At 72.9% G+C, this 22,509-nt stretch carries 18 protein-coding genes and 2 pseudogenes; 13 read left to right on the top strand and 7 right to left on the bottom strand.

Annotation, left to right across the window (positions count from 1 at the left end):
- The 3 genes and pseudogenes from ABD981_RS02045 to ABD981_RS02035 all read right to left on the bottom strand — a co-directional run.
- Positions 1-445, bottom strand: a pseudogene (locus ABD981_RS02045) (dioxygenase family protein); the annotation flags it as partial.
- Between the two features lie 538 nt (positions 446-983).
- Positions 984-1,662: pseudogene (locus ABD981_RS02040) on the bottom strand (3-oxoacid CoA-transferase subunit B).
- Between the two features lie 37 nt (positions 1,663-1,699).
- Positions 1,700-2,407, bottom strand: a complete 708-nt coding sequence (locus ABD981_RS02035) for a CoA-transferase (protein ID WP_425586394.1) — start codon at positions 2,405-2,407, stop codon at positions 1,700-1,702.
- A gap of 279 nt (positions 2,408-2,686) precedes the next feature.
- On the opposite strand from ABD981_RS02035, the gene ABD981_RS02030 reads away from it, so the two are divergent.
- Positions 2,687-3,148: a MarR family winged helix-turn-helix transcriptional regulator gene (locus tag ABD981_RS02030; RefSeq protein WP_345527586.1), complete on the top strand. Its 462-nt coding sequence runs from the start codon at positions 2,687-2,689 to the stop codon at positions 3,146-3,148.
- A gap of 121 nt (positions 3,149-3,269) precedes the next feature.
- Here the strand turns inward: ABD981_RS02030 and ABD981_RS02025 are convergent, their stop codons facing one another.
- On the bottom strand, positions 3,270-4,838 hold the full coding sequence (locus ABD981_RS02025; protein ID WP_046905776.1) for an FGGY family carbohydrate kinase: 1,569 nt from the start codon (positions 4,836-4,838) through the stop codon (positions 3,270-3,272).
- A gap of 119 nt (positions 4,839-4,957) precedes the next feature.
- Between ABD981_RS02025 and xylA the strand changes: the two genes are divergently transcribed.
- The 6 genes from xylA to ABD981_RS01995 all read left to right on the top strand — a co-directional run bounded on the left by xylA (position 4,958) and on the right by ABD981_RS01995 (position 12,574).
- Complete coding sequence (gene xylA, locus ABD981_RS02020; RefSeq protein WP_046905777.1) at positions 4,958-6,127, top strand: xylose isomerase; 1,170 nt, start codon at positions 4,958-4,960, stop codon at positions 6,125-6,127.
- Between the two features lie 93 nt (positions 6,128-6,220).
- Positions 6,221-6,757, top strand: a complete 537-nt coding sequence (locus ABD981_RS02015) for a hypothetical protein (protein WP_165590887.1) — start codon at positions 6,221-6,223, stop codon at positions 6,755-6,757.
- Complete coding sequence (locus ABD981_RS02010; RefSeq protein ID WP_165590888.1) at positions 6,754-7,860, top strand: hypothetical protein; 1,107 nt, start codon at positions 6,754-6,756, stop codon at positions 7,858-7,860. Before ABD981_RS02015 ends, ABD981_RS02010 begins: the two co-directional genes overlap by 4 nt.
- A 78-nt stretch (positions 7,861-7,938) precedes the next feature.
- Positions 7,939-8,853: a poly-gamma-glutamate hydrolase family protein gene (locus ABD981_RS02005; RefSeq protein ID WP_046905779.1), complete on the top strand. Its 915-nt coding sequence runs from the start codon at positions 7,939-7,941 to the stop codon at positions 8,851-8,853.
- Positions 8,854-9,276: 423 nt separating this feature from the next.
- Complete coding sequence (locus ABD981_RS02000) at positions 9,277-10,797, top strand: cellulose binding domain-containing protein (protein ID WP_123954133.1); 1,521 nt, start codon at positions 9,277-9,279, stop codon at positions 10,795-10,797.
- Between the two features lie 16 nt (positions 10,798-10,813).
- A complete protein-coding gene (locus ABD981_RS01995; protein WP_046905781.1) occupies positions 10,814-12,574 on the top strand; it encodes a glycoside hydrolase family 6 protein in 1,761 nt (586 codons plus the stop codon).
- Positions 12,575-12,642: 68 nt separating this feature from the next.
- Here ABD981_RS01995 and ABD981_RS01990 read toward each other — a convergent pair whose 3' ends face one another.
- Together ABD981_RS01990 and ABD981_RS01985 are read right to left on the bottom strand one after the other, a co-directional pair.
- Complete coding sequence (locus ABD981_RS01990; protein WP_046905782.1) at positions 12,643-13,122, bottom strand: hypothetical protein; 480 nt, start codon at positions 13,120-13,122, stop codon at positions 12,643-12,645.
- 226 nt (positions 13,123-13,348) lie between these two features.
- A complete protein-coding gene (locus ABD981_RS01985) occupies positions 13,349-14,368 on the bottom strand; it encodes a LacI family DNA-binding transcriptional regulator (RefSeq protein ID WP_046905783.1) in 1,020 nt (339 codons plus the stop codon).
- A gap of 383 nt (positions 14,369-14,751) precedes the next feature.
- Between ABD981_RS01985 and ABD981_RS01980 the strand changes: the two genes are divergently transcribed.
- The 5 genes from ABD981_RS01980 (at position 14,752) to ABD981_RS01960 (ending at position 20,393) form a co-directional block, all read left to right on the top strand.
- Complete coding sequence (locus tag ABD981_RS01980; protein ID WP_046905784.1) at positions 14,752-16,101, top strand: ABC transporter substrate-binding protein; 1,350 nt, start codon at positions 14,752-14,754, stop codon at positions 16,099-16,101.
- Between the two features lie 140 nt (positions 16,102-16,241).
- A complete protein-coding gene (locus ABD981_RS01975) occupies positions 16,242-17,246 on the top strand; it encodes a carbohydrate ABC transporter permease (RefSeq protein WP_046905785.1) in 1,005 nt (334 codons plus the stop codon).
- Positions 17,247-17,249: 3 nt separating this feature from the next.
- Complete coding sequence (locus ABD981_RS01970) at positions 17,250-18,131, top strand: carbohydrate ABC transporter permease (protein WP_046905786.1); 882 nt, start codon at positions 17,250-17,252, stop codon at positions 18,129-18,131.
- A gap of 91 nt (positions 18,132-18,222) precedes the next feature.
- The gene (locus ABD981_RS01965) at positions 18,223-19,668 is read left to right on the top strand and encodes a GH1 family beta-glucosidase (protein WP_046905787.1); all 1,446 of its coding nucleotides are present in this window, start codon (positions 18,223-18,225) and stop codon (positions 19,666-19,668) included.
- Positions 19,669-19,748: 80 nt separating this feature from the next.
- A complete protein-coding gene (locus ABD981_RS01960) occupies positions 19,749-20,393 on the top strand; it encodes a maltokinase N-terminal cap-like domain-containing protein (RefSeq protein WP_046905788.1) in 645 nt (214 codons plus the stop codon).
- A 24-nt stretch (positions 20,394-20,417) separates the two neighbouring features.
- Here ABD981_RS01960 and ABD981_RS01955 read toward each other — a convergent pair whose 3' ends face one another.
- Positions 20,418-21,335, bottom strand: coding sequence for a glutaminase (locus ABD981_RS01955; RefSeq protein ID WP_046905922.1), 918 nt, complete (start codon positions 21,333-21,335; stop codon positions 20,418-20,420).
- Positions 21,336-21,459: 124 nt separating this feature from the next.
- Here ABD981_RS01955 and ABD981_RS01950 point away from each other — a divergent pair, with 124 nt between their 5' ends.
- Entirely contained in the window at positions 21,460-22,404 is a 945-nt protein-coding gene (locus ABD981_RS01950; RefSeq protein WP_123954134.1) for an endonuclease/exonuclease/phosphatase family protein, read from the top strand.
- The last annotated feature ends 105 nt before the right edge of the window (positions 22,405-22,509 follow it).

Below are 22,509 nucleotides of genomic sequence, written 5' to 3'. Positions count from 1 at the left end.
TCCGGTGCGGACAGGCCGTGTTCGTAACGGGCGACGAGCCGTTCGCGTGCGGCGCCTCGTGTGACCGAGCGCATGATCGGGTCGTGGGCGAGGAGCGGTCCCCGGGGAAGTACATCTGGGTGACGAGCCGCTGCGCGAACGCCGTGCCGAAGACCGAGAGTGGATGTGGGCGGGCGCCAGCGTTGGTGTGGTTGCGCCAGGGGTAGGCGCCGGGCTTGATGGTGGCGAAGGCGTACCGTCCTGATCATCCGTCAGGGTTCTGCCACCCGCTGAAGTGCGGGTCGAGCGGCGCCGGGTGCTGGTCGCGGAGGTGGGCGTACCGGCCCGAGGCGTTGGCCTGCCAGATCTCGATGAAGCTGGCCCGGACCGGACGGCCCTCCCGGTCCAGGAGGCGGCCGACACGGTGATCCGCTCCCCAGGGGCTCGCCGGTGTGCGCCCGGTCAGGTCGCTGTCGGTTCTCGGTGACGTCGGTGACCCGAAGACGGGCCCGGTGAGCTCGACGGCGTCGGGGTCCCCGCGCCGTCCACCGCGACGAGCGGCTGCCGGGGGTGGCGCAGGACGCGAGCTGCGGTAGGGGGCGTTAGTCGCGCGGCGGGTGGTGACGGGGCGCGCGCCGGCGGCGAGGGCCTTGTCCGTAGGCGTCCTGGTGGGCGTCGATCTCGGCGTCTATGTGCGCCTGGGTGAGGTCGGCCATGGAGGCTCCTGGGGGTGGATCGGGGGCGGGGTGTACGTGGGGGACCGGTCGGTCCAGGGGGTTCGGAAGTCCGCCGGGACCTGTCGGCCAGGAAAGCCCGGGAGATCCGGGAGGCCGAGGAAATCCGGGAGGCCGGGGGAAGCCGGGGCGGCCCGGGGGGGCCGGGGAACACCGGGCGGCCCGGGAGGCCGGGCGCTTGGGGCCGGGCCCGGGTGGGCCGGTGGGTCCGGGTGGGGCCGGTGGGGCCCGGCGGTCAGTCTCCGGCCTCGGGGCGGTCGGGTTCCGGCGTCACAGGCGGTCGGTCCCGGCGTCGTGGAGGTCATCTCCCGGCGTCGGGGCGGTCAGTCTCCCCGCGTCGGGGCCGACGGGATCCGCACCGGTGCCGGCCGTCTTCTCCGCGACCTCCTGCGCCGTCACGCCGGGCGGTCTCGACGAGGACGAGCCCGTCGCCGGTGACGTCGAGGACGCAGAGTCGGTGACGATGCGGTCGACGCAGGCGCGCCCGGTGAGGGGCAGATCGCAACTCCTCGACGACCTTCCGGGGTGCCGTCCTTGGCGTGTGGGTCATCACGACGATGACCGTGCGGGCGCCGGTGGACCAGGTCCATCGCGCCCCCGATGCCGGTGACCATGCGGCCGGGACGGCCCAGTTGCGAGTCGCCGCGGGCGGAGACCTGCATGGCGCCGAGGACGGCGACGTCGATGTGACCGGCCGCGGATCATGCCGAAGGAGAGGGCGGAGTCGAAGAAGGAGGCGCCGGGAGGACGGTCACGGTCTCCTTGCCCGCGTTGATGAGGTCGGGGTCGACGTGGTCGTCGGTGGGGTAGGACCGGTGCCGAGGATGCCGTTCTCGGATTCGAGGACAGACTCGACGCTGCGGGAGGTGTTGGGGATGAGCGTCGCAGGCCGATGCCGAGGTTGACGTACTGTCCGTCGCGCCAGTTCGCGGGCGGCTCGGGCGGCCATCTGCTCGCGTTCCAGTCATGCCGGCCTACTCCGTCTCTCAGTACCGCGGGCGCGGAGACCGTGCGCCGCTCGATGCCCTTGGCGGCGGCCTGGGCGGGGGTGAGGGCGACGACCCGTTGGACGAAGATCCCGGGGAGGTGGACCCGGTCGGGGTCGATGGCGCCGGGTTCGACCAGTTCCCTCGACCTCGGCGAACCGTGATCCGGCCGGCCATCGCGGCGAGCGGGTTGAAGTTGCGGGCGGAGGCGTGGAAGACGAGGTTGCCGTGCCGGTCGCCCTTGGCGGCGCGGACGAGTGCGAAGTCGGTGCGGATGGCGGCGCTCCAGGACGTGCGGGACGCCGTCGAACTCCCGCACCTCCTTCGCCGGGGAGGCGAGCGCGACCCCGCCCTCGCCGTCGTAGCGCCAGGGCAGTCCGCCGTCGGCGACCTGGGTGCCGACGCCAGCGGGGGTGTAGAAGGCGGGTGATGCCGCAGCCGCCGGCCCGGAGGCGTTCGGCGAGGGTGCCCTGCGGGATCAGCTCGACCGTCCAGTTCGCCGCCGAGGTACTGGCGGGCGAACTCCTTGTTGGCGCCCGATGTACGAGCCGGTGACGCGGGCGATGCGGCCCGCGACGAGCAGGACGGCGAGGCCGGAGTCCATGGCCCCGCAGTTGTTGGAGACGACGCCCAGGCCGCTGACGCCCGCGTTCGTGCAGCGCCTGGATGAGGGACGTTCGGTACGCCACTGAGGCCGAAGCCGCCCACGGCGAGCGACGCCCCGTCGGGGACGTCGGCCACCGCTTCGGCGGCGGTGGCGACCACCTTGTCATGGGGAGGCCCTTCGTTTCGATCCGAGCGGAAGCAATACGGAAGATCGGCGGTCGATGTCGTCGACCGTCGCAGAATTTAGTCAGTGCACTGACTAACTGCCCCGACCGGGCCATGCTGGCACCCGAACACCCTTCGTCAACGGGTCCGAACGCCGGAGCGGCAGCGCGGGGTATCGTTCCGTGCACGCGACGAAACGGCACCAGGAGGCGCACCATGGCCGCGGTGGACCTGACCACGCACCCCGGGCATCTCGCCCGGCGACTCCAGCAGGCGCATCACCTGCTGTGGACGACCATGGTCTCGGAGGAGATCACCTCCCCCCAGTTCGGCGTCCCTCAACGCCCTGCTGGCCGAGCCGGCCTGGACCAGCGCACCGTGGGCGAACGGGTGGGCCTGGACCGCTCCACCATCGCCGAGGTCGTCAGCCGGCTGACCCGCCGCGGTCTCCTCGACAAGGTGCGCGATCCTGACGACGGCCGCCGATCCGTCCTCCGGCTCACCGAGGACGGGGAGCGCACGCACCGCCGACTGACCGTGCGCACGGCCCGCATGAACCAGATCTTCCTGGCCCCGCTGGCCCCCGAGGAGCAGGCCCAGTTCCTCTCCCTGCTCCGCCGCGTCTCGGACGCGGCCGAACAACTGCGCACCCCGACGGAACCGGCCGCCGCGCCCTGACGGCCCGGGCCCCGGGCCCCGGGCCCGGGCCCCTCAACGCCCCCTCACTGTCCCGAGGGTTGCCCCGCAGCATCCATCACTTGCGGCAGCCGCCGCCTCGGCGGCGGAGTGCCACCGGCCGTCAGGCGAGGAGGGTCGGCGCAGCCTGGCTGAGGACCTTCTCGATCCGCGTCCACGTCTCCTCGTCCCGCTCCACCGGATCGAGCGTCACCCCCTCGCCCGTCCCCCACCGCCCGGCGAGCGCCACCGGGTCCGTCCCGGTGGCCGCCGCCGCGGCCAGGGCGGCGGCGCCGAGGGCGACGAGTTCGGTGGCGGCGGGGACCACGAGTGGGCGGCCGGAGAGCCGGCGGACCGTCTCGGTCCACGCGCGGCCGCGGGCGCCGCCTCCGATCAGGCGCAGGGGCCGGTCCCGTACGGCCGGTTCGGCGGGATCGAGGCCGCAGGTGGCGAGCAGTTCGTCGAGGGCGCGCAGCACGGTGAAGACGGCACCCTCGTAGGCGGCTCCGAGCAGGGCGGGCGCGGTGGTGGCGTGCGTCAGGCCAGTGAGGAGCCCCGTGGCGTGCGGGAGGTCGGGGGTGCGTTCGCCGTCGAGGTACGGCAGGAGGACGAGGCCCTCCCCGGGGACCGCGCTCTCGCGGTCGAGGTCGAGGAGGCCGGCGATCCGGTCGATCGCGAGTGTGCAGTTCAGGGTGCAGCCGAGCGGCAGGTAGGTGCCGTCGGTCGCGGCGAATCCGGAGATGCCGGGGCTCGCGGGGCGGGTGCGGGTGGCGGCGAAGACCGTGCCCGAGGTGCCGAGGCTGACCACGGGGTGGTCCAGGAGACCGCCCGCGCCCAGGCCGAGGCCGACGGCGGCCGCCATGTTGTCGCCCGTTCCGGCCGCGACGGCGACGCCCGGCGGCAGGCCGAGTGCCTCGGCGGCGGCGCGCGTCAGGGTGCCTACGCGAGTGCCGCCGGTCGGGGCGACCGCCGGGAGCTGGGCGGGGTCCAGACCGAGGAGGTCGAGGATGCCCCGGTCGTACGCGGTGGGGGGCGCGGCCGGCCCGGGAGCCGGGTTCTCGGTGTGCGGGGCCGGTCGCGCGGGCTCCGGGGTGGCCGGCTGTCGCGGCTCCGCGGTGTTCGCGCCCGTGGCGTACCACCCCGTGCCCGAAGCGTCGCCCGGGTCGGTCACCGCCTCCCCGCAGAGGCGCTCGGTGAGGAAGTCGTGCGGGAGGCGGACGGCGGCTGTGCGGGCGGCGGTGGCTGGTTCGTGGTCGCGCAGCCACCGCCACTTCGCGGCCGTCACGGCGGCGACGGGAACGGAGCCGGTGCGGGCGAGCCAGGCCCGCGGGCCCCCGAGTGCGGTGGTGAGGGCAGTGGCCTGGGGTGCGGAGCGGGTGTCGTTCCACAGGAGGGCGGGGCGCAGCGGGCGGCCCGCCGCGTCGAGGGTGACGAGGCCGTGCTGCTGTCCGGCGACGGCGATCGCGGTGACGGCGGCGGGAGGCACGGCCGCCTCCTTCAGGGCTGCCGCCACGGCCTGGCCGAGCGCGGCCCACCAGGCCTCGGGGTCGCTCTCCCGGGCCCCGCCGGTGCCCGTGACGGTGTGCGGCGCGCGGCCGACGGCGAGCAGCGCGCCGGTCTCGGCGTCGACGACCGCGGCCTTGGTGGACTGGGTGGAGCTGTCGACGCCGATCACCACCGGGCGTTCCGGCATGGCCACCTCTCCTTCCGGTTCTCTCCGTCGCGTGCGGGCACTGGCGCCCGCCCCGTCCCCGACGGTATTAGTTATCTCAGAAAACAAATAAGGCGGCCAGCCTCGCGAAGGAGCCGGACATGCCGCAGGAACTTCTTCCCACCCCCGACGACCGCTTCACCTTCGGCCTGTGGACCGTCGGCTGGCAGGGCCGCGACCCGTTCGGGGACGCCACCCGCCCCGCCCTCGACCCGGTCGAGTCGGTGGAACGGCTCGCCGCCCTCGGCGCGTACGGCGTCACCTTCCACGACGACGACCTCATTCCCTTCGGAGCGGAAGAAACCGAGCGGGCCGCGGCCGTCAAGCGCTTCCGCGGCGCGCTCGACCGGACGGGCCTGAAGGTGCCCATGGCCACCACCAACCTCTTCACCCATCCCGTCTTCAAGGACGGCGCCTTCACCGCCAACGACCGGGACGTGCGCCGCTTCGCCCTGCGCAAGACGATCCGCAACATCGACCTCGCCGTCGAGCTCGGCGCCTCGGTGTACGTGGCCTGGGGCGGGCGGGAGGGCGCCGAGTCCGGCGCCGCCAAGGACGTGCGCGTGGCGCTCGACCGGATGAAGGAGGCCTTCGACCTGCTCGGGCAGTACGTCACCGAGCAGGGCTACGACCTGCGCTTCGCCATCGAGCCCAAGCCGAACGAGCCGCGCGGCGACATCCTGCTGCCCACCATCGGCCACGCCCTCGCCTTCATCGAGCGCCTGGAGCGGCCCGGACTCGTGGGCGTCAACCCGGAGACGGGCCACGAGCAGATGGCCGGGCTGAACTTCCCGCACGGGGTCGCGCAGGCGCTGTGGGCGGGCAAGCTCTTCCACATCGACCTCAACGGCCAGTCCGGCATCAAGTACGACCAGGACTTCCGCTTCGGCGCGGGCGACCTGCGCCAGGCCTTCTGGCTGGTCGATCTCCTGGAGACGGCCGGCTACGCGGGCCCCCGCCACTTCGACTTCAAGCCCGTGCGCACCGACGGCTTCGACGGCGTGTGGGAGTCCGCGAAGAACTGCATGCGCAACTACCTCCTCCTCAAGGAGCGCGCCGCCGCCTTCCGCGCCGACCCCGAGGTGCGGGCCGCGCTCGCCGCCTCCCGCCTCGACGAACTGGCCGTGCCCACCGCCGCCGACGGCCTCGCGGGCCTGCTCGGCGACCCCACCGCGTACGAGACCTTCGACGCGGACGCTGCGGCCGGGCGTTCGATGGCCTTCGAGCGGCTCGACCAGCTGGCGCTGGAGCATCTGCTCGGCGTGCGCTGACCGGCCGCGCGCACCTCCCTGTACGCAGGGTGACGCGTGTGTCATCCTCCGAGCACCACTTCATCGTCGGGGGATCGGTGATGCGTCATGTGGATGTCGACGAGCGCTGCCCGTCTGGCCGTCGCGCTTCTCCTCTGCCTGCCCGCCGCCGTGGCCTGCGACGACACGGGAGACGGCGGGAGCAGTGTCGGTGCGGGCGGCCGGCCGGCGCCCGGCAAGGGCGGAGGCGGCGGGAGCGAGGGCGGTGACGGCGGCCTCCCGGGGCCGCTCAGGATCCCGGAGTGGGGCCGGAACGGCTTCCTGTTCGACGACGACACCGCCACCGGCCGCGCCAACTGGGAAGACATCAAGAAGCTGTTCGAAGGCGCCTGCAAGGACGGCACGCTCTGCGTGGTCCTGGAGCGCGTCTACCGCGAGGAGAGCGGCGCCCTGACCGACGGGCCCTGCGGCTACGACCACGTGGAACCCGCCGCGGAGACCCTGATCGAACGGGGCGGGACCGTGTCCGTCGTGGGCGTGTGCGGCACGGACACCGAAGGGCCGACGGACCCGCCCGACCCGATCGGCACCACGGGGCCGGCCGACGGCCCGGAACCGACCGCCGAGAGCGCCCCGTCCCCGTCCTCGTGAACGAAGGCGCCGGCGGCCTCGGCCGGCTCGGCACGCTCGTCGGCGCCGTCGCCGCGCCGACGAGCCTGGTCACCGCGCTGCTCTACTACTTCGGCTACTACCACGCGTACTGGTTCTTCGCGTACTTCAGGGTGAACTCCACCGTCCTCGGCTTCAGCACGGCGGACTACCTGATGCGCAGCCTGGACGTCCTGTGGGTGCCGCTGACCGTGCTCGCGTCCCTCGGCGTGATCGCCTTCTGGGGGTACGACCTGGCGCGGCGCGCGCCGGCCGCGCGGATGGGGCCGACGGCCCGGCGCCGGGTGACGGCGGCCCTCGTGTGGGCCGGATTCCTGCTGGCGCTCGGGGGCCTGTGGTCGACGTTCCGGGTCACCTTCCTCAGCGACGTGCTCACCTTGGCGCCGCTGAGCCTCTCCATCGGAGTCGTCCTGCTGGCGTACGCCCGGAGCCTGACGCGACGGCATGCGACGGCCACGGCGCCCACAGCCACCGCACCGGACCCACAGCCCGATCCGGCTCCGGCGGCCCCGGCACCGGCACCGGCGCCCGCGCCCGGACCGGCGCCCGCACCCGCACCCGCACCCGCACCCGCACCGACACCTACGCGCACACTCACGCCGACCTCCGTACCCGACTCCACGCCCCCGTCCGCGGCCACTCTCCCGCCGGCGTCGGCTCCCCGCCCCGAATGGGCCACCTTCGCCGAGTGGTCGGTCGTCTTCGCCCTCGTCATGCTCGGCATCGTGTGGGCCACCAACGACTACGCCGCCTCGGTCGGCACCGTCCGGGCCGAGCGGTTCGCGGCCCGGCTCGCCGACTACCCCTCGACCGTGGTCTACGACGAGCACGGCCTCGCCATCGGGGGCCCCGGCGTCCGCGAGACCCGCTGCGTGGCGTCCGCGGACGACGAGCCCGCCTACGGCTACCGCTACGACGGACTGGTGCTCATCCTCCAGTCGGGAAACCAGTACGTCCTGGTACCGACCCGGTGGACACCGGCGGACGGGGTCGCACTCGTCCTCCCCCGGACCGACACGGTGCGGCTGGAGTTCGGACCGCCGCCGGGCGACGGTCGGGCGGAGCCTCGGCCGGCCGACTGCTGACGGCCCACCGCGCAGGCTTGTCATGTCAGGGGCACCCCGCGTGACGGGCGCGGTCAGCCCTCAGTGCAAGATCACCCCATGAAGAACACCAGCCGACGCTCCGTGCTCGCCTCCGCCGTCGCCGCCGCGGCCGCCCTGCCCACCCTCAACGCCATCGCCGGCAGCGGCGCGACGCCGGCCGCCGCGGCCGACACGTACGGCTCCAACACCGAGCTCTACAGCAAGAACGCGGCCCTGGAGGGCACCGACTGGATGCGCCGCTTCCGCATCGGCGCACCGGCCGCGGTCACGGACAACACCAAGGCCTCCAGCCTCCCGCTCGGCAGCACCGCCGTCATCGCCCCGCACGGCGGCGGCATCGAGGCCGGCACCAGCGAGCTGTGCATGGCGATCGCCGGCTACAAGCCCTTCGCGTACGACACCGACCCGGCCGCCTCGACGGCGCCGGGCGAGCCGCAGCGCGACTTCTGGATGTTCGAGACCCTGAAGAACTCGGCCGCCCAGCACGTGACGTCCACCAACTGCGACGACCCGGCCGCGCTCGCCGTGTGCGCGAACAACCTGTACGCCGTCTCCCTCCACGGCTTCGACTCGGCCGAGCGGAAGGTCATCATCGGCGGCCGGGACGAGCGCCTCAAGCGCAACCTGCTGGCCTCCCTCGCGAAGTACGGGATCACCTCCCCCACCACCAGCATCAACTGGAACGTGAACGTCGTCATCGCGGGTGCCGACGACCCCATCAACGGCGACGACCCGGCCAACATCGTCAACCGGACCCGCTCCGGCGGGGGCGCCCAGCTGGAGATATCGACGGGGCTGCGCGAGGCCATGTTCGGCACCTTCTCCGGCGCGGACAACCGCCGGACGACCGCCGGCGTGCCCAGCATGGACAGCCCCTACGCGGACTACTTCTGGAACGGCTTCGTCAAGGGCGTTCGCGAGGCGATCAAGAACCACGAGCTCGGTCTCGACCCCAAGTTCATCACCTCCTGAGGCCCTGACCGGGGTCGGGCGGACCCTCCCGCGGATCCGCCCGACCCCGGCCACAGTCCCGGTCCCCGGTGCCGGGCCCCGGCCACAACGGCGCGAACCCCTGCATGAACGAGGGCATGAACGTGGGCGCGGGGGCGAGCGTGGCGGTCCTGGTGGCATGCCGGGGTTCTCCTCGCGGCTCGGGAGGTGAGGGGTGCCGGGGTGGGACACGGTCAAGCTCTGAACCAGTGGGAGCGCTCCCACTGTGCAGACCCGGGAAGACGCCGTCAAGACGCGCGAAGAGTCGAAGGCGCCGCCCGGCGAATTTGAACAACTCCTCTTTTCCTTGGCGCCGGTTGGCGCTACGGTCTGGCCCCACCAGTGGGAGCGAATCCATTCCGTCGGCACGCCGTCAGGGCCGTGCCCTCGCTGAAGGACTCGCTCATGCGACACCCCCCGCGTCTGTCCGCGCTGCTCGCGGGAGCGGCGCTCACCATGGCGAGCACTGCTCTCGCCATGACCGGTACGGCCCGAGGAGCCGCGGCCGCACCGCCCTGCACCGTCACGTACTCCGTCGCCGGCTCTTGGGCCGGCGGCTTCCAGGGTGCGGTGACCGTCACCAACGACGGCCCCGCGCTGACCTCCTGGAAACTCGCCTTCGACTTCCCGGTCGGCCAGGTCGTCCGTCAGGGCTGGGGCGCCCAGTGGTCCCAGTCGGGCGCGACCGCCACGGCCCTGAACGAGAGCTGGAACGGCGCGCTGGCCACGGGTGCGAGTGCGACCACCGGCTTCCTCGCCTCCTGGTCCGGCACCAACCCCGCTCCGGGGACGTTCACGCTCAACGGAGCGGTGTGCGCCCAGGGACCGGGGAACACCCCGACCCCGACTCCCACACCCACCCCGACTCCCACACCCACACCCACACCCACACCCCCCGCCCCCACCACCGGCGCGCCCGAGCTGACCGTGGTCGGCAACCGGCTCGTCGACGGGAACGGTGCCGCCCGGCGGCTGCTCGGCGTGAACCGCTCCGGTGGCGAGTTCATGTGCGTGCAGGGCCACGGCGTGTTCGACGGCCCCGTCGACGACGCCTCCGTCCGTGCCATCGCCGACTGGAAGGCCGACGCCGTACGCATCCCGCTCAACGAGGAGTGCTGGCTCGGCCTGGACAACGTCCGGCCCGAGTACCGGGGCGCCGCCTACGTCACCGCCGTCAAGGACCTGGTGGACCGGGTGATCGCCCACGGCATGACGCCCGTCGTCGAACTGCACTGGACCCACGGCCAGTACACCGGCAACTCCTCCGGCTGCGCCGACGTCCACGCCACCTGCCAGAAGCCGATGCCCGACGCACGGTACACCCCGGCGTTCTGGACCTCGGTGGCCGACACCTTCAAGAACGACCTCCGGGTGGTCTTCGACCTCTTCAACGAGCCCTACCCGGACCGGGCGACCGCCACCGCCGCCCAGGCCTGGAGCTGCTGGCGCGACGGCGGCAGCTGTCCCGGCATCGGCTACGAGGTCGCCGGCATGCAGGACCTCGTGGACGCGGTCCGGGCGACCGGGGCGCGCAACGTGCTCCTCGTGCCCGGCATCGCGTACGCCAACGATCTGAGCCAGTGGCTCGCGTACGCCCCCCAGGACCCGGCGAGCCGCACGGCCGCCGCCTGGCACGTCTACAACTTCAACTCCTGCTCCGACGAGACGTGCTGGGACGGCACCCTCGCCCCGGTCGCCGCCCGGGTCCCCCTGGTGGCGGGCGAGATCGGCGAGAACACCTGCGGGCACGCGTTCGTCGACCGCGTCATGAAGTGGTTCGACGACCGCGCCCTGTCGTATCTCGGCTGGACCTGGAACACCTGGAGCTGCGGCTCCGGACCGGCCCTGATCACCTCGTACGACGGCACCCCCACCGCATTCGGCATCGGGCTGCGCGACCACCTGCGCACCCTGAACGGACACTGAAAGGGGCTTCACCCCCATGAGCCGCTCAACCAGCCGTACCGCCCTGCTCGCGGCCCTCGGTCTGATCACGGCGACCGGCGCCACCGCCACCGTGATCGGCACGGCCGCCGCCGGGGCCGCGACCCCGGGCTGCCGGGTCGACTACCGGATCTCCAGCCAGTGGAACACCGGCTTCGGCGCCGACGTGACCGTCACCAACACCGGGGACCCGGTCTCCGCCTGGACCGTGGAGTGGTCCTTCGGCGGCGACCAGAAGGTGACCCAGGGCTGGAACGCCGCGATCACCCAGTCCGGCGCCGCCGTCACCGCGAAGAACGTCTCCTACAACGGCACCCTGGCCACGGGCGGTTCGACGTCCTTCGGCTTCAACGGCTCATACGGCGGGACCAACGCCGTGCCGTCGGTCTTCACGCTGAACGGCGTCGTCTGCAACGGGGCGACGCCACCCACCACACCGCCCACCACCCCTCCGACGACGCCCCCGACCACTCCCCCCACCACACCGCCGACGACCCCGCCGGCCGGGACCAGGGCCGACAACCCGTACGCGGGCGCCAAGGTGTACGTGAACCCGGAGTGGTCCGCCAAGGCGGCGGCCGAGCCGGGCGGTACCAAGGTGGCGAACCAGCCCACCGGCGTCTGGCTGGACCGGATCGCCGCCGTCCACGGCTCCGCGAGCTCGATGGGCCTGCGCGCCCACCTCGACGAGGCCCTGCGGCAGAAGGGCGGCGGCGAGCTCGTCGTCCAGCTGGTGATCTACAACCTGCCCGGCCGCGACTGCGCCGCCCTCGCCTCCAACGGGGAGCTCGGGCCGACGGAGATCGACAGGTACAGGACGCAGTACATCGACCCGATCGCGGCGATCCTCGGCGACGCGAAGTACGCGGGGCTGCGGATCGTCACCACCGTCGAGATCGACTCCCTGCCCAACCTCGTCACCAACGTCTCCGGCCGTCCGACCGCGACCGCGAACTGCGACGTCATGAAGGCCAACGGCAACTACGTCAAGGGCGTCGGCTACGCCCTGAACAAGCTGGGCTCGATCGCCAACGTCTACAACTACGTGGACGCGGGACATCACGGCTGGCTCGGCTGGGACGACAACTTCGGCGCCTCCGCCGAGCTGTTCAGGACGGCCGCCACGGCCGAGGGCTCGACCGTCGCCAACGTGCAGGGCTTCATCGTGAACACCGCCAACTACAGCGCCCTCAAGGAGGACCACTTCACGATCGACGACTCCGTGAACGGGGTCTCGGTGCGCCAGTCGAAGTGGGTGGACTGGAACCGCTACACCGACGAGCTGTCGTACGCCCAGGCCATGCGCGACAAACTGGTGGCGATCGGCTTCGACCCGAAGATCGGCATGCTGATCGACACCTCCCGCAACGGCTGGGGCGGTACCGCCCGGCCGGCCGGCGCCGGAGCCAGGACCGATGTCAACACCTATGTGGACGGCGGGCGTTACGACCGGCGCATCCACCTCGGCAACTGGTGCAACCAGTCCGGCGCGGGGCTCGGCGAGCGGCCGCAGGCGGCTCCGGCGGCCGGCATCGACGCGTACGTCTGGATGAAGCCCCCGGGCGAGTCCGACGGGGCGAGCAAGGAGATCCCCAACAACGAGGGCAAGGGCTTCGACCGGATGTGCGACCCGACGTACACGGGCAACGCGCGCAACGGCAACAGCATGTCCGGGGCGCTGCCGGACGCGCCGCTGTCGGGGCAGTGGTTCTCCGCGCAGTTCCAGCAGCTCCTGAAGAACGCGCATCCGGCGCTGTGAGGCGCGCCTGAGCCGGTACGCGGAGGGGGGCCGGGGCCCTGGAGGGTCCCGGCCCGCCCTCGGCGCGCTCATCCCGCGGCGCAGGTCGCGGCGGGGAGCTCCCGGGGCGTCGCCCGTGGCGCCTCGCCCGCGGGGACGGTGACGTCGAAGGCGTAGCAGCCGGTCGCGTAGGTCGCGTTCACGAAGATGAAGGTGCGCGACGGGCCGATGCCGAGCAGACCGGCCACCACGCGGGTCGTGCCGTCCTGCCTCGTGATACCGACCAGGCCCCTGGCCGGTTTCGCCGGCGGGAACGCGGCGGTGATCTCGGCGTCGGTCACGGTCCCGTCGGCCGCCGCCGCGACCAGCTGCCGCCGGTGGCGCTCGACCGACGCGCCCAGGTTCTCGCGGGCGGCCGCCTCGTCGCGGCCCGGCTGGGTGGCCAGCCAGATCCAGCCGCCGACGACGAGCACGAGCAGGGCGACGAGCACGGACAGGCACCCGCGCCCCACACAGCCGGGCACGGGGCTCCGCCCGGCCCGCGGTGTCTCGTCCGGTCCGGTCCCCATGGGCGCAGCCTCTCCTCACGGCAGGCTCCGCGCCGCCCCCTTGGCCGAACCGCAACCGCACCGAGCCGCCACGGTGACGCACCGCTCCCCGGTCCGGGACCGCACCGGGAACCGCCACCCGCAGCGGGAGCGGCCGCCCGTGACCGGAACGGCCGCGCGTACCCGGAACGGCCGCCCGTGCCCCGAGCGGCCGCGCGTACCCGCGCCACGCCCGCCTTCGGTCCGCTCAGGACGATTCCCGTGGCACCAGTGTCGTCGGCAGCACGCTCGGCTGCGTCTCCGTCGCTCCGGCGATCCGGTCGAGCACCATGCGCGCCATCGTCCGGCCCATCTCCTCGATGGGCTGGCGCACGCTGGTGAGCGGCGGGTCCATGAGCCGGGCCACGGCGGAGTCGTCCACGCCGACCAGCGCGACGTCCTCGGGGACCCGGCGGCCCGCCTCGCGCAGGACGCCGCGGGCACCGGCAGCCATGACGTCGGAGGCCGCGAAGACGGCGTCCAGGCCGGGGCTGCGGCCGAGGAGTTCGCGCATCGCCCCGCGGCCGCCCTCCTCGGTGAAGTCGCCGGTGGCGACGAGGAGTTCGTCGGGAGCGAGGCCCGCCGCGGCGATGCCCTCGCGGTAGCCGTCGAGGCGGGCCCGGGCCGCGTACATGTCGAGGGGGCCGGTGATGGTGGCGATGCGCCGGCGGCCCCGGGCGGCGAGATGGGCGACGGCGGCCCGGCCGGCGCCCGTGTTGTCCGAGTCGACGTAGGCGGCGGACTCGTCGGCGGTGCGCCGGCCGCCCAGGACGACGGGGAGGCCGAGTTCGCGGACGAGGTCGGGCAGCGGGTCGTCGGCGTGCACGGAGGTGAGCAGGACGCCGTCCACCCGCTGGGCGGCGAGATACTGCTCGAAGCGCTGCCGTTCCCGCTCGGTGCGGACCAGGGTGAGCAGCAGCTGCTTGTCGGCCTCGCCGAGTGCCGCGCTGACCCCGCGGATGATGTCGAGGAAGTAGGGCTCGGCGAAGAGCCGGGCCTCGGTCTCGGGGATGACGAGGGCGATGGCGTCGGTGCGGCTGCCTGCGAGGGCGCGGGCGGCCTGGTTGGGCACGTAGCCGAGTTCCTCGATGGCGCGGTGGACGGCCTGACGGGCCTGTTCGCTGACCCGCGGCGAGCCGTTGATCACCCGGGAGACGGTGCCCCGGCCGACCCCGGCCCTGGCGGCGACCTCCTCCAGCGTGGGCCTGCCACTCTGCCGTCCGTTCACGACCTTCGTACTCCCCTCGTGCGGGCCTCGGCCCCCATGCGCCGATCTGGTCAAGATAGGCCACGATCGCCGCTCCCGTCAGAGTCCGGCGCCGTTCGGCACCCGAAGCATGGGAGCGCTCCCACAGTAGCGGATTCCCCACGCGAGCCCACCGCGCCCCACCCGGCACCGAATCCGCGTTCATGTCTTGACACCGGCACCCGGCAGGCAGGAACCTTCCGGCAACGACGACGTGGGAGCGCTCCCATCATGGGCTGCGCACAGCCTCCCCGGCCCGCCCGTACCGCCGTCGTGTTCCGGGTCCCGACCGCCCGAGCCGAGCCGCGAGAGCCGTCCGGACCCCTTGGCGCACAACGAGCACCACCTTGGACGAGGAGAGTGGAATGCGCACTTCCAGCAGCAGACGGGCACCCGGCCGCGCACGCCGTACCGTGCTCGCGGCCGTCACCGCCCTGACGGCCGGCACGGCCCTGCTCACCGGCTGCGGCGACGGCGGAGACGGTGGCGGCAAGGCCGCCGACGGGACCGTCACGCTGCGGATCGGCACCTTCGGTTCGTTCGGCTACGACGACAAGACGGGCGCCAAACTGTACGCCGAGTACGAGAAGGCGCACCCCAACATCAAGATCGTCGAGTCGAACGTCGCCGACGGCCAGAAGTACTGGGACACCCTGAAGCTGCGCCTCTCCCGCAACAGCGGACTCGCCGACATCCAGGCCGTCGAGGTCGGCTACATCGCCGAGGCGACCGGCTCCTCGATGGCGGACAAGTGGGTGGACCTCTCCCGGACCGGCGGCGCCGACCTGAGCGCCTTCCTCGACTGGAAGGTCAAGCAGGCCACCACCGCCGACGGCAAGGTGATCGGCCTCGGCACCGACATCGGCCCCATGGCCATCTGCTACGACAAGGAGCTCTTCGCCAAGGCCAAGCTGCCCACCGAACGCACCGAGGTCGGCAGGCTCTGGGCCGGCGACTGGTCGAAGTTCCTGGAGACGGGCCGGACCTACCAGAAGAACGCGCCCGCCGGGACCTCGTTCCACGACTCCGCGAGCGGTCTGTTCAACGCCGTCATCTCCAGCGAGCCGGAGCAATACGCGAACGCGAGCGGGCAGCTGGCCTGGGAGGACAGCCCCGGGGTGAAGAAGGCCTGGGACACCGCCGTCGCGGCGGCGCGCGGCGGGCTCACCGCCAAGCTGCGCCAGTTCGACGAGAAGGGCAGCTGGAACGCCGCCTTCAAGAACTCGAAGTTCGCCACGGTCGCCTGCCCGAGCTGGATGACCGGCATCATCAAGGACCAGGCCGGCGCGGGCAACCAGGGGAAGTGGGACATCGCGGCACCGCCGGTGGCGGGCAACTGGGGCGGTTCCTTCCTCGCGGTCCCCAAGTCCGGCAAGCACACCAAGGAGGCCGCGGAGCTGGCCGCCTGGCTGACCGCCCCGGCCCAGCACGCCAAGGTGTTCGCGGTGAACGGCAACATCCCGTCCACCAAGGACACGCTGTCCTCGGCGGCCGTCGTGGGCGCCAAGCTGCCGTACTTCGGCGACACCCCCGTCGGTGAGATCTTCGCCGCCGCCGCGGCGAACATCCGCCCGGCCCCGATCAGCCGCTGGGACGGGCAGATGAAGACCTTCCTCACCGACAACGGCATCCTCGACATCGAGCAGCGCGGCACGGACCCGGCGAAGGCCTGGGAGAACGTCAGAAAGCTGGCCGAGGACAAGATCGACCAGTAGCGCAAGGCGTGCGACGGCCCCCACGGCGGGCCGTCGCCGTCCGCACGGCCGCGTGATCCGCCCGGCCCGCACGGGCCCGCGCGATCCGCGGGCCCCCCTGCCCGCCCCACCCGCATGCTCCGACCTGGAAGGACGCCCGCGTGGCCACCTCCCTACGGGCGAGGAACGGCGGCTCCCCGTCGCCCGACGCACCGCCCTCCCCCGCCACGCGGCGGGGCGCCGGCCGACCGGCCGCCTCCCGCCGCGGCAGGCTCTACCGCTGGGACCTGAAGGCGACCCCGTACCTCTTCGTCGCCCCCTTCTTCCTGACCTTCGCCGCCTTCGGCCTCTTCCCGCTGCTCTACACGGGCTGGCTCTCGCTCCACCGGGTCGAACTCGGCGGCGACCCCCGCTGGAAGGGCCTGGAGAACTACACCGACCTGGCCACCAGCGAGTTCTTCTGGAACGCGCTGGCCAACACCTTCACCATCGGGGTGATCTCGACCGTCCCGCAGCTGCTCATGGCGCTGGGACTCGCGCACCTGCTCAACTACAAACTGCGGGGCCGCGGTTTCTTCCGGGTCGCCGTGCTCGCCCCGTACGCGACCTCGATCGCGGCCGCCACCCTGGTCTTCGCGCAGCTCTTCAACACCGACTACGGACTGATCAACTCGGCGTTGGGCTGGGCGGGTTTCGACCCGGTCGACTGGGAGTCCTCGAAGTGGCCCGCCCAGATCGCCATCTCGACCATCGTGACCTGGCGCTGGACCGGGTACAACGCGCTGATCTACCTGGCCGCGATGCAGGCCGTGCCGCAGGACCTGTACGAGGCGGCGGCGCTCGACGGGGCCTCCCGCTGGCGGCAGTTCCTGAGCGTGACGATCCCGTCGATCCGCCCCACCATCCTCTTCACCGTCATCGTCTCCACGATCGGCGCCACCCAGCTGTTCGGGGAGCCGATGCTCTACGGCGGCAGCGTCGGCATCTCGGGCGGCAGCGGCAACCAGTTCCAGACCCTCAGCCTGCTGATGTACGAGAAGGGCTGGGTCACCGGGGCGCTGGGGCAGGCCTCCGCGATCGCCTGGGTGATGCTGCTGCTCCTCCTGCTCATCGGCGGCGTCCAGTCGCTCCTCGCCCGTTCGCACCGTGCCAAGCCGGGGAGCTGACCCATGGCCCGTACCTCCTTTCTTCCGCTGCGGAGGATTCCTCTGCGGCAGTCGGCCGGCCGGCAGCACCACGCGGGTCCGCTGACCTACGTCCTGCTCGGCACCGCCGCCCTCTTCTCGCTCTTCCCCCTCTACTGGAACCTCGTCGCCGCCTCGCACACCGGTGAGCGCGTCGTGGAGGCGCCGGCCCCGCTGCTGCCCGGGCCCCGGCTCTTCGACAACCTGTCCTTCGCCTGGAACCAGGTGGACATGGGCGAGGCCCTGGTCAACACGACGGTGGTCGCCTCGCTGGTGGCCGTGTCGACGGTGCTGTTCGCCACGCTCGCCGGCTTCGCCTTCGCCAAGCTCCCGTTCAGGGGGCGCGGCGCGCTGCTGACCCTGGTGGTGGCGACGATGACGATCCCGCCGCAGCTCAGTGTGATCCCGCTGTACCGGATCATCACCGACCTGGGCTGGGTCGACCAGCTCCAGTCGGTGGTCCTGCCGTCGCTGGTCGCCGCGTTCGGCGTGTTCTTCATGCGCCAGTACCTCGTCGAGGCGCTGCCCGTGGAGCTGGTGGAGGCGGCCCGGATGGACGGGGCGCACTCGCTGCGGATCGTCTGGCACGTGGTCTTCCCGGTGGCCCGGCCGGCGATGGCGGTCCTCGGCATGCTGGTGTTCGTGCAGGCCTGGAACGACTTCTTCTGGCCGTTCATCGCGCTCACCCCGGACGGCAGCCCCACTCTCCAGGTGGCACTCGCCGGACTCGGCGCGGGCAACCACACGGTCGACCAGGCCGTGGTCCTGACCGGCGCGCTGATCTCGACGGTGCCGCTGCTGCTGGTGTTCGCCGTGCTCGGCCGGCACATCGTCGGCGGGATCACCGCGGGCGCGGTCAAGAGCTGACCGCCACCCCGCTCCGGCCGCCGTCGTCCGGCCCCTTCTGTCCGCCCACCTTTCGCCCTTCCCCCTCTCTCTGCGTTGGGAGCGCTCTCCTATGACCGCGTCCGAAACCCGGCCGCTCACCGCCGTCCGCCGATTCCCGCCCGACTTCCTGTGGGGCGCGGCCACCGCCGCGTACCAGATCGAGGGCGCGGCGGCGGAGGACGGGCGCACGCCGTCCATCTGGGACACCTTCTCGCACACCCCGGGGAAGGTCTTCCAGGGCCACAACGGTGACGTGGCCGTCGACCACTACCACCGCTTCCGCGAGGACGTCCGGCTGATGGGCGAACTCGGACTGAACGCCTACCGGTTCTCGGTCTCCTGGTCGCGGGTCCAGCCGACCGGGCGGGGCCCGGCCGTCCAGAAGGGCCTCGACTTCTACCGGCGGCTCGTGGACGAGCTGCTCGCGGCCGGGATCGAGCCGGCGCTCACGCTCTACCACTGGGACCTGCCGCAGGAGCTGGAGGACGCGGGGGGCTGGCCGGAGCGGGCGACGGCGGAGCGGTTCGCCGCGTACGCGGGTCTGGTGGCCGACGCGCTGGGCGACCGGGTCACCCGCTGGACGACGCTCAACGAGCCCTGGTGCTCGGCGTTCCTGGGCTACGGCTCCGGGGTGCACGCCCCGGGCCGCACCGATCCGGTGGCCGCGCTGCGGGCCGCCCACCACCTCAACCTGGGGCACGGCCTCGCGGTGCGGGCGCTGCGGGCGGCGCTGCCGGCCGGGGCGAAGCTCGCGGTCTCGCTGAACCTGCACGAGGTGCGCCCGCTGACGGCGTCGGCCGCGGACCGGGAGGCGGCCCGCCGGATCGACACCGTCGGCAACGGGGTGTGGCTGGGCCCGATGCTGGAGGGCGGCTATCCCGAGGAGCTGTTCGCGGACACGGCCCACCTGACCGACTGGGCGTTCGTACGGGACGGGGACACGGAGACGGCCGGGCAGCCGCTGGACTGGCTGGGCGTCAACTACTACACGCCGACGGTGGTCTCGCGGGTCGCCGAGGGCGAGGAGAAGCCGCAGGACGACGGGCACGGCAACAGTGCGCACTCCCCGTGGCCGGGCGCCGACGACGTCGCGTTCCACCAGGCGGACGGCGCGCGGACGGCGATGGGCTGGCCGGTCGACCCGGCGGGTCTCCACGACCTGCTCACCCGGCTGTCGGCGCGCTACCCGGGCCTGCCGCTGGTCGTCAGCGAGAACGGCGCCGCGTACGAGGACGTGGTCGGCCCGGACGGCTCGGTGCACGACCCGGAGCGTGCGGCCTACGTCCACGCGCATCTGGAGGCGGTGCACCGGGCGGTGGCGGACGGCGCCGCGGTGACCGGGTACTTCCTGTGGTCGCTGCTCGACAACTTCGAGTGGGCGTACGGCTATGCGAAGCGCTTCGGCGCGGTGCACGTCGACTACGGGACGCTGGCCCGGACGCCGAAGTCGAGCGCCCGCTGGTACGCGCGGGTGGCCCGCTCCGGGGAGCTGTGCGCGCCGGGTGCCGAGGGCTGAGCCCCGCGCGGGGGGTACGGTTCCGGGCGGGGGCGCACGCCCGCCCGGAACCGTACCGTCTCGGAGGAAGTGCACAAGCGATGGCCGTGATTCACAAGACCACGATGCAGCCGAACAAGCTGGAGCTCCTGACGCCCTGGCTGCCGACCCGGCCCTGGTACCGGGGCGGCGAGGGCGTCGTGCCCGTCCTGGAGCGGGCGGGCGGATTCCGGCTCGACGACCCGGAGGGCGAGGTGGGCATCGACTTCATGGTGGTCACCGACGCGTCCGGCGAGGAGATCCGCTCCTACCTGGTGCCGCTGACCTATCGGGGGGCGCCGCTGGCGGGTGCGGAGGACGCGCTGATCGGCACGTCCGAGCACGGCGTGCTGGGCACCCGGTGGGTGTACGACGGGGCCCACGACCCGGCGCTGCTGGGCGAGTTGACGGCCCTGCTGGAGGGCCGGGCGGTCCCGCAGGCGCAGAGCCTGTCCGACACCCCTGACCCGACCGTCGTCGCCTCCTTCGACGGGTCGGGCTCCTGGGACCCCGGCGTGGCGCCGGTCGTGGAGGAGGGGGCGGACGGGACCGACGTACGGCTCGGCACGGGCGCGCCGGTCCTGCGGTTCGTCCGGTTCCTCGACCCGAAGGCCGCCGGGGCGCGGGGCGAGGTGACCGCGGGCTGGCGTCTCCCGGACGGCGAGGAGCGGCGCGGCGCGTACGTGCTGGTGCTCGACGCGGCCTGAGCCGGGACCTCGGACCGGCCCGGGTCAGAACACGGACAGGCCGGTGATCGTGGTGAAGCGGTCGAGCGCGGCGACTCCGGCGACGGAGTTGCCGCGCTCGTCCAGTCCGGGGCTCCACACGCACAGCGTGCAGCGGCCCGGGACGACGGCGATGATCGCGCCGCCGACCCCGCTCTTGCCGGGCAGTCCGACCCGGTACGCGAAGTCGCCGGCGGCGTCGTAGGTCCCGCAGGTGAGCATGACGGCGTTGACCTGCTTGGCCTGGCTGCGGGTGAGCAGCCGGGAGCCGTCGGCGCGGATGCCGTGGCGGGCGAGGAAGCCGGTGGCGAGGGCGAGGTCGCCGCAGGAGGCCTCGACCGAGCACTGGCGGAAGTACTCGCGCAGCAGGGTCGGCACCGGGTTGGCGATGTTGTCGTAGCTCGCCATGAAGTGGGCGAGGGCGGCGTTGCGGTCGCCGTGCGCGGTCTCGGAGGCGGCGACGTCCCGGTCGAAGTCGAGGTCGGCGTTGCCGCTCTCGGCGCGCAGGAAGTCGAGCAGGACGCCGGAGGCGTCGCCGGTCATCCGGTGGAGCTGGTCGGTCACGACGAGGGCGCCGGCGTTGATGAAGGGGTTGCGGGGGATGCCGTTCTCGTACTCCAGCTGCACGAGCGAGTTGAACGGGTTGCCGGAGGGCTCGCGGCCGACGTGGTCCCAGAGCGGGTCGCCCTTGCGGGCCAGCGCGAGGGCGAGGGTGAAGACCTTGGTGACGGACTGGGTGGAGAAGGGCTGCTGCCACTCCCCCACCCCGTACACGGTGCCGTCGAGTTCGGCCACGGCCATGCCGAAGCGGTTCGGGTCGGCGGAGGCCAGCGCGGGGATGTAGTCGGCGGGCCGGCCGCGCTCGGCGAGGCCGGCGATCTCCTCGGCGATGCGGTCCAGGACGGGGGCGAACGTCAACAGCATGATCACATGATGCGCCGGGCGGTCGCCGGGCGCTGTCGGTGCCCCTCCCTATGATCGTTCCGATGCCGCTCGGTCGCGGCGCCCGGCCGCCTCCGCGGCCGGTGACGGGAGGGGGAGTTCCACCATGCGTAGTTCCGTCGTTAGACGACGAGGCCTTCGGCCGGCCCTGGCGGGGGCGCTGGCCGCCGTGCTGCTGCCCGCGACGGCGGCCCAGGCGGAGACACCCGCCCCCCGCTCGTACACGGTCTGGCAGTGGAACGTGGCGGGGAACACGATCCACGACGGCTCCACGACCGACGGGATGGTCACCCAGGCGGCCGCGTCGGTCGTGAGCCGCTCGGCCGATTTCGCGGCGTTCAACGAGCTGTGCCAGGGGCAGTACAGCGCCCTGGTGGACGAGCTGCGGGCGAAGGGCTGGCCGCAGGACGCGCAGAACTTCGCCCGTTTCGAGCCGAGCCGGCAGGCGGGCGACCCGGCGGTGTGCAAGGGCGAGGCGTTCGGGAACGCCCTGTTCAGCAAGCGTCCGCTGGGCGGCGCGGCCCGCTTCGCGCTGCCGGACGACGGCTCGGCGGAGAAGCGCAACCTGCTGTGCGCGCCGCTGACCGACGGGACGGCGACCCGGTTCTGCACGACGCACATCACGACCAGCCAGTCGTTCAACGTGGCCCAGCTGGAGTTCGTGCGCCAGAAGCTGGAGGACTACCACGCGGCCGGGGAGACGGCGCTGATCGCGGGTGACTTCAACGCGCAGCCGAACTACGGCCGGCTGAACTCGTACTACGCGGCGAGCCTGGACACCCCGAACAACCGGAACAACACGGGCCAGTACCGGGAGCTCGACGACGACGACGCCGGGAACTGCCCGGGCTACGGCGAGTGGACGGCCGAGGGCACGCCGGGCACGACGCCGCCCTGCGGGGGGTACGCGAAGATCGACCACATCTTCGTGCGGGAGAGCGCGCTGGCCGGGCCGTACAGCGCGGACTCGCTCGCGATCTCGACGAGCTGCACGGGCGGCGCGGCCTGCTCCGACCACCGGATACTCGTCGGTACGGTGACCGTCAAGTAGAAGCGTCAACCATCAGCGGTCCGGCGGCCCCGTCCCCGGGCATCCGCCGGACCGAGTGGCGAAGCCGGGAGGTCCGGGCCAGGGTGGCTTGGGGGGACGGACCGA

It is taken from the genome of Streptomyces showdoensis (assembly GCF_039535475.1).
Lineage (GTDB): Bacteria > Actinomycetota > Actinomycetes > Streptomycetales > Streptomycetaceae > Streptomyces > Streptomyces showdoensis.
The sequence above is the reverse complement of the archived record's forward strand: the minus strand, read 5'-3'. Positions and strand labels throughout refer to the sequence as shown.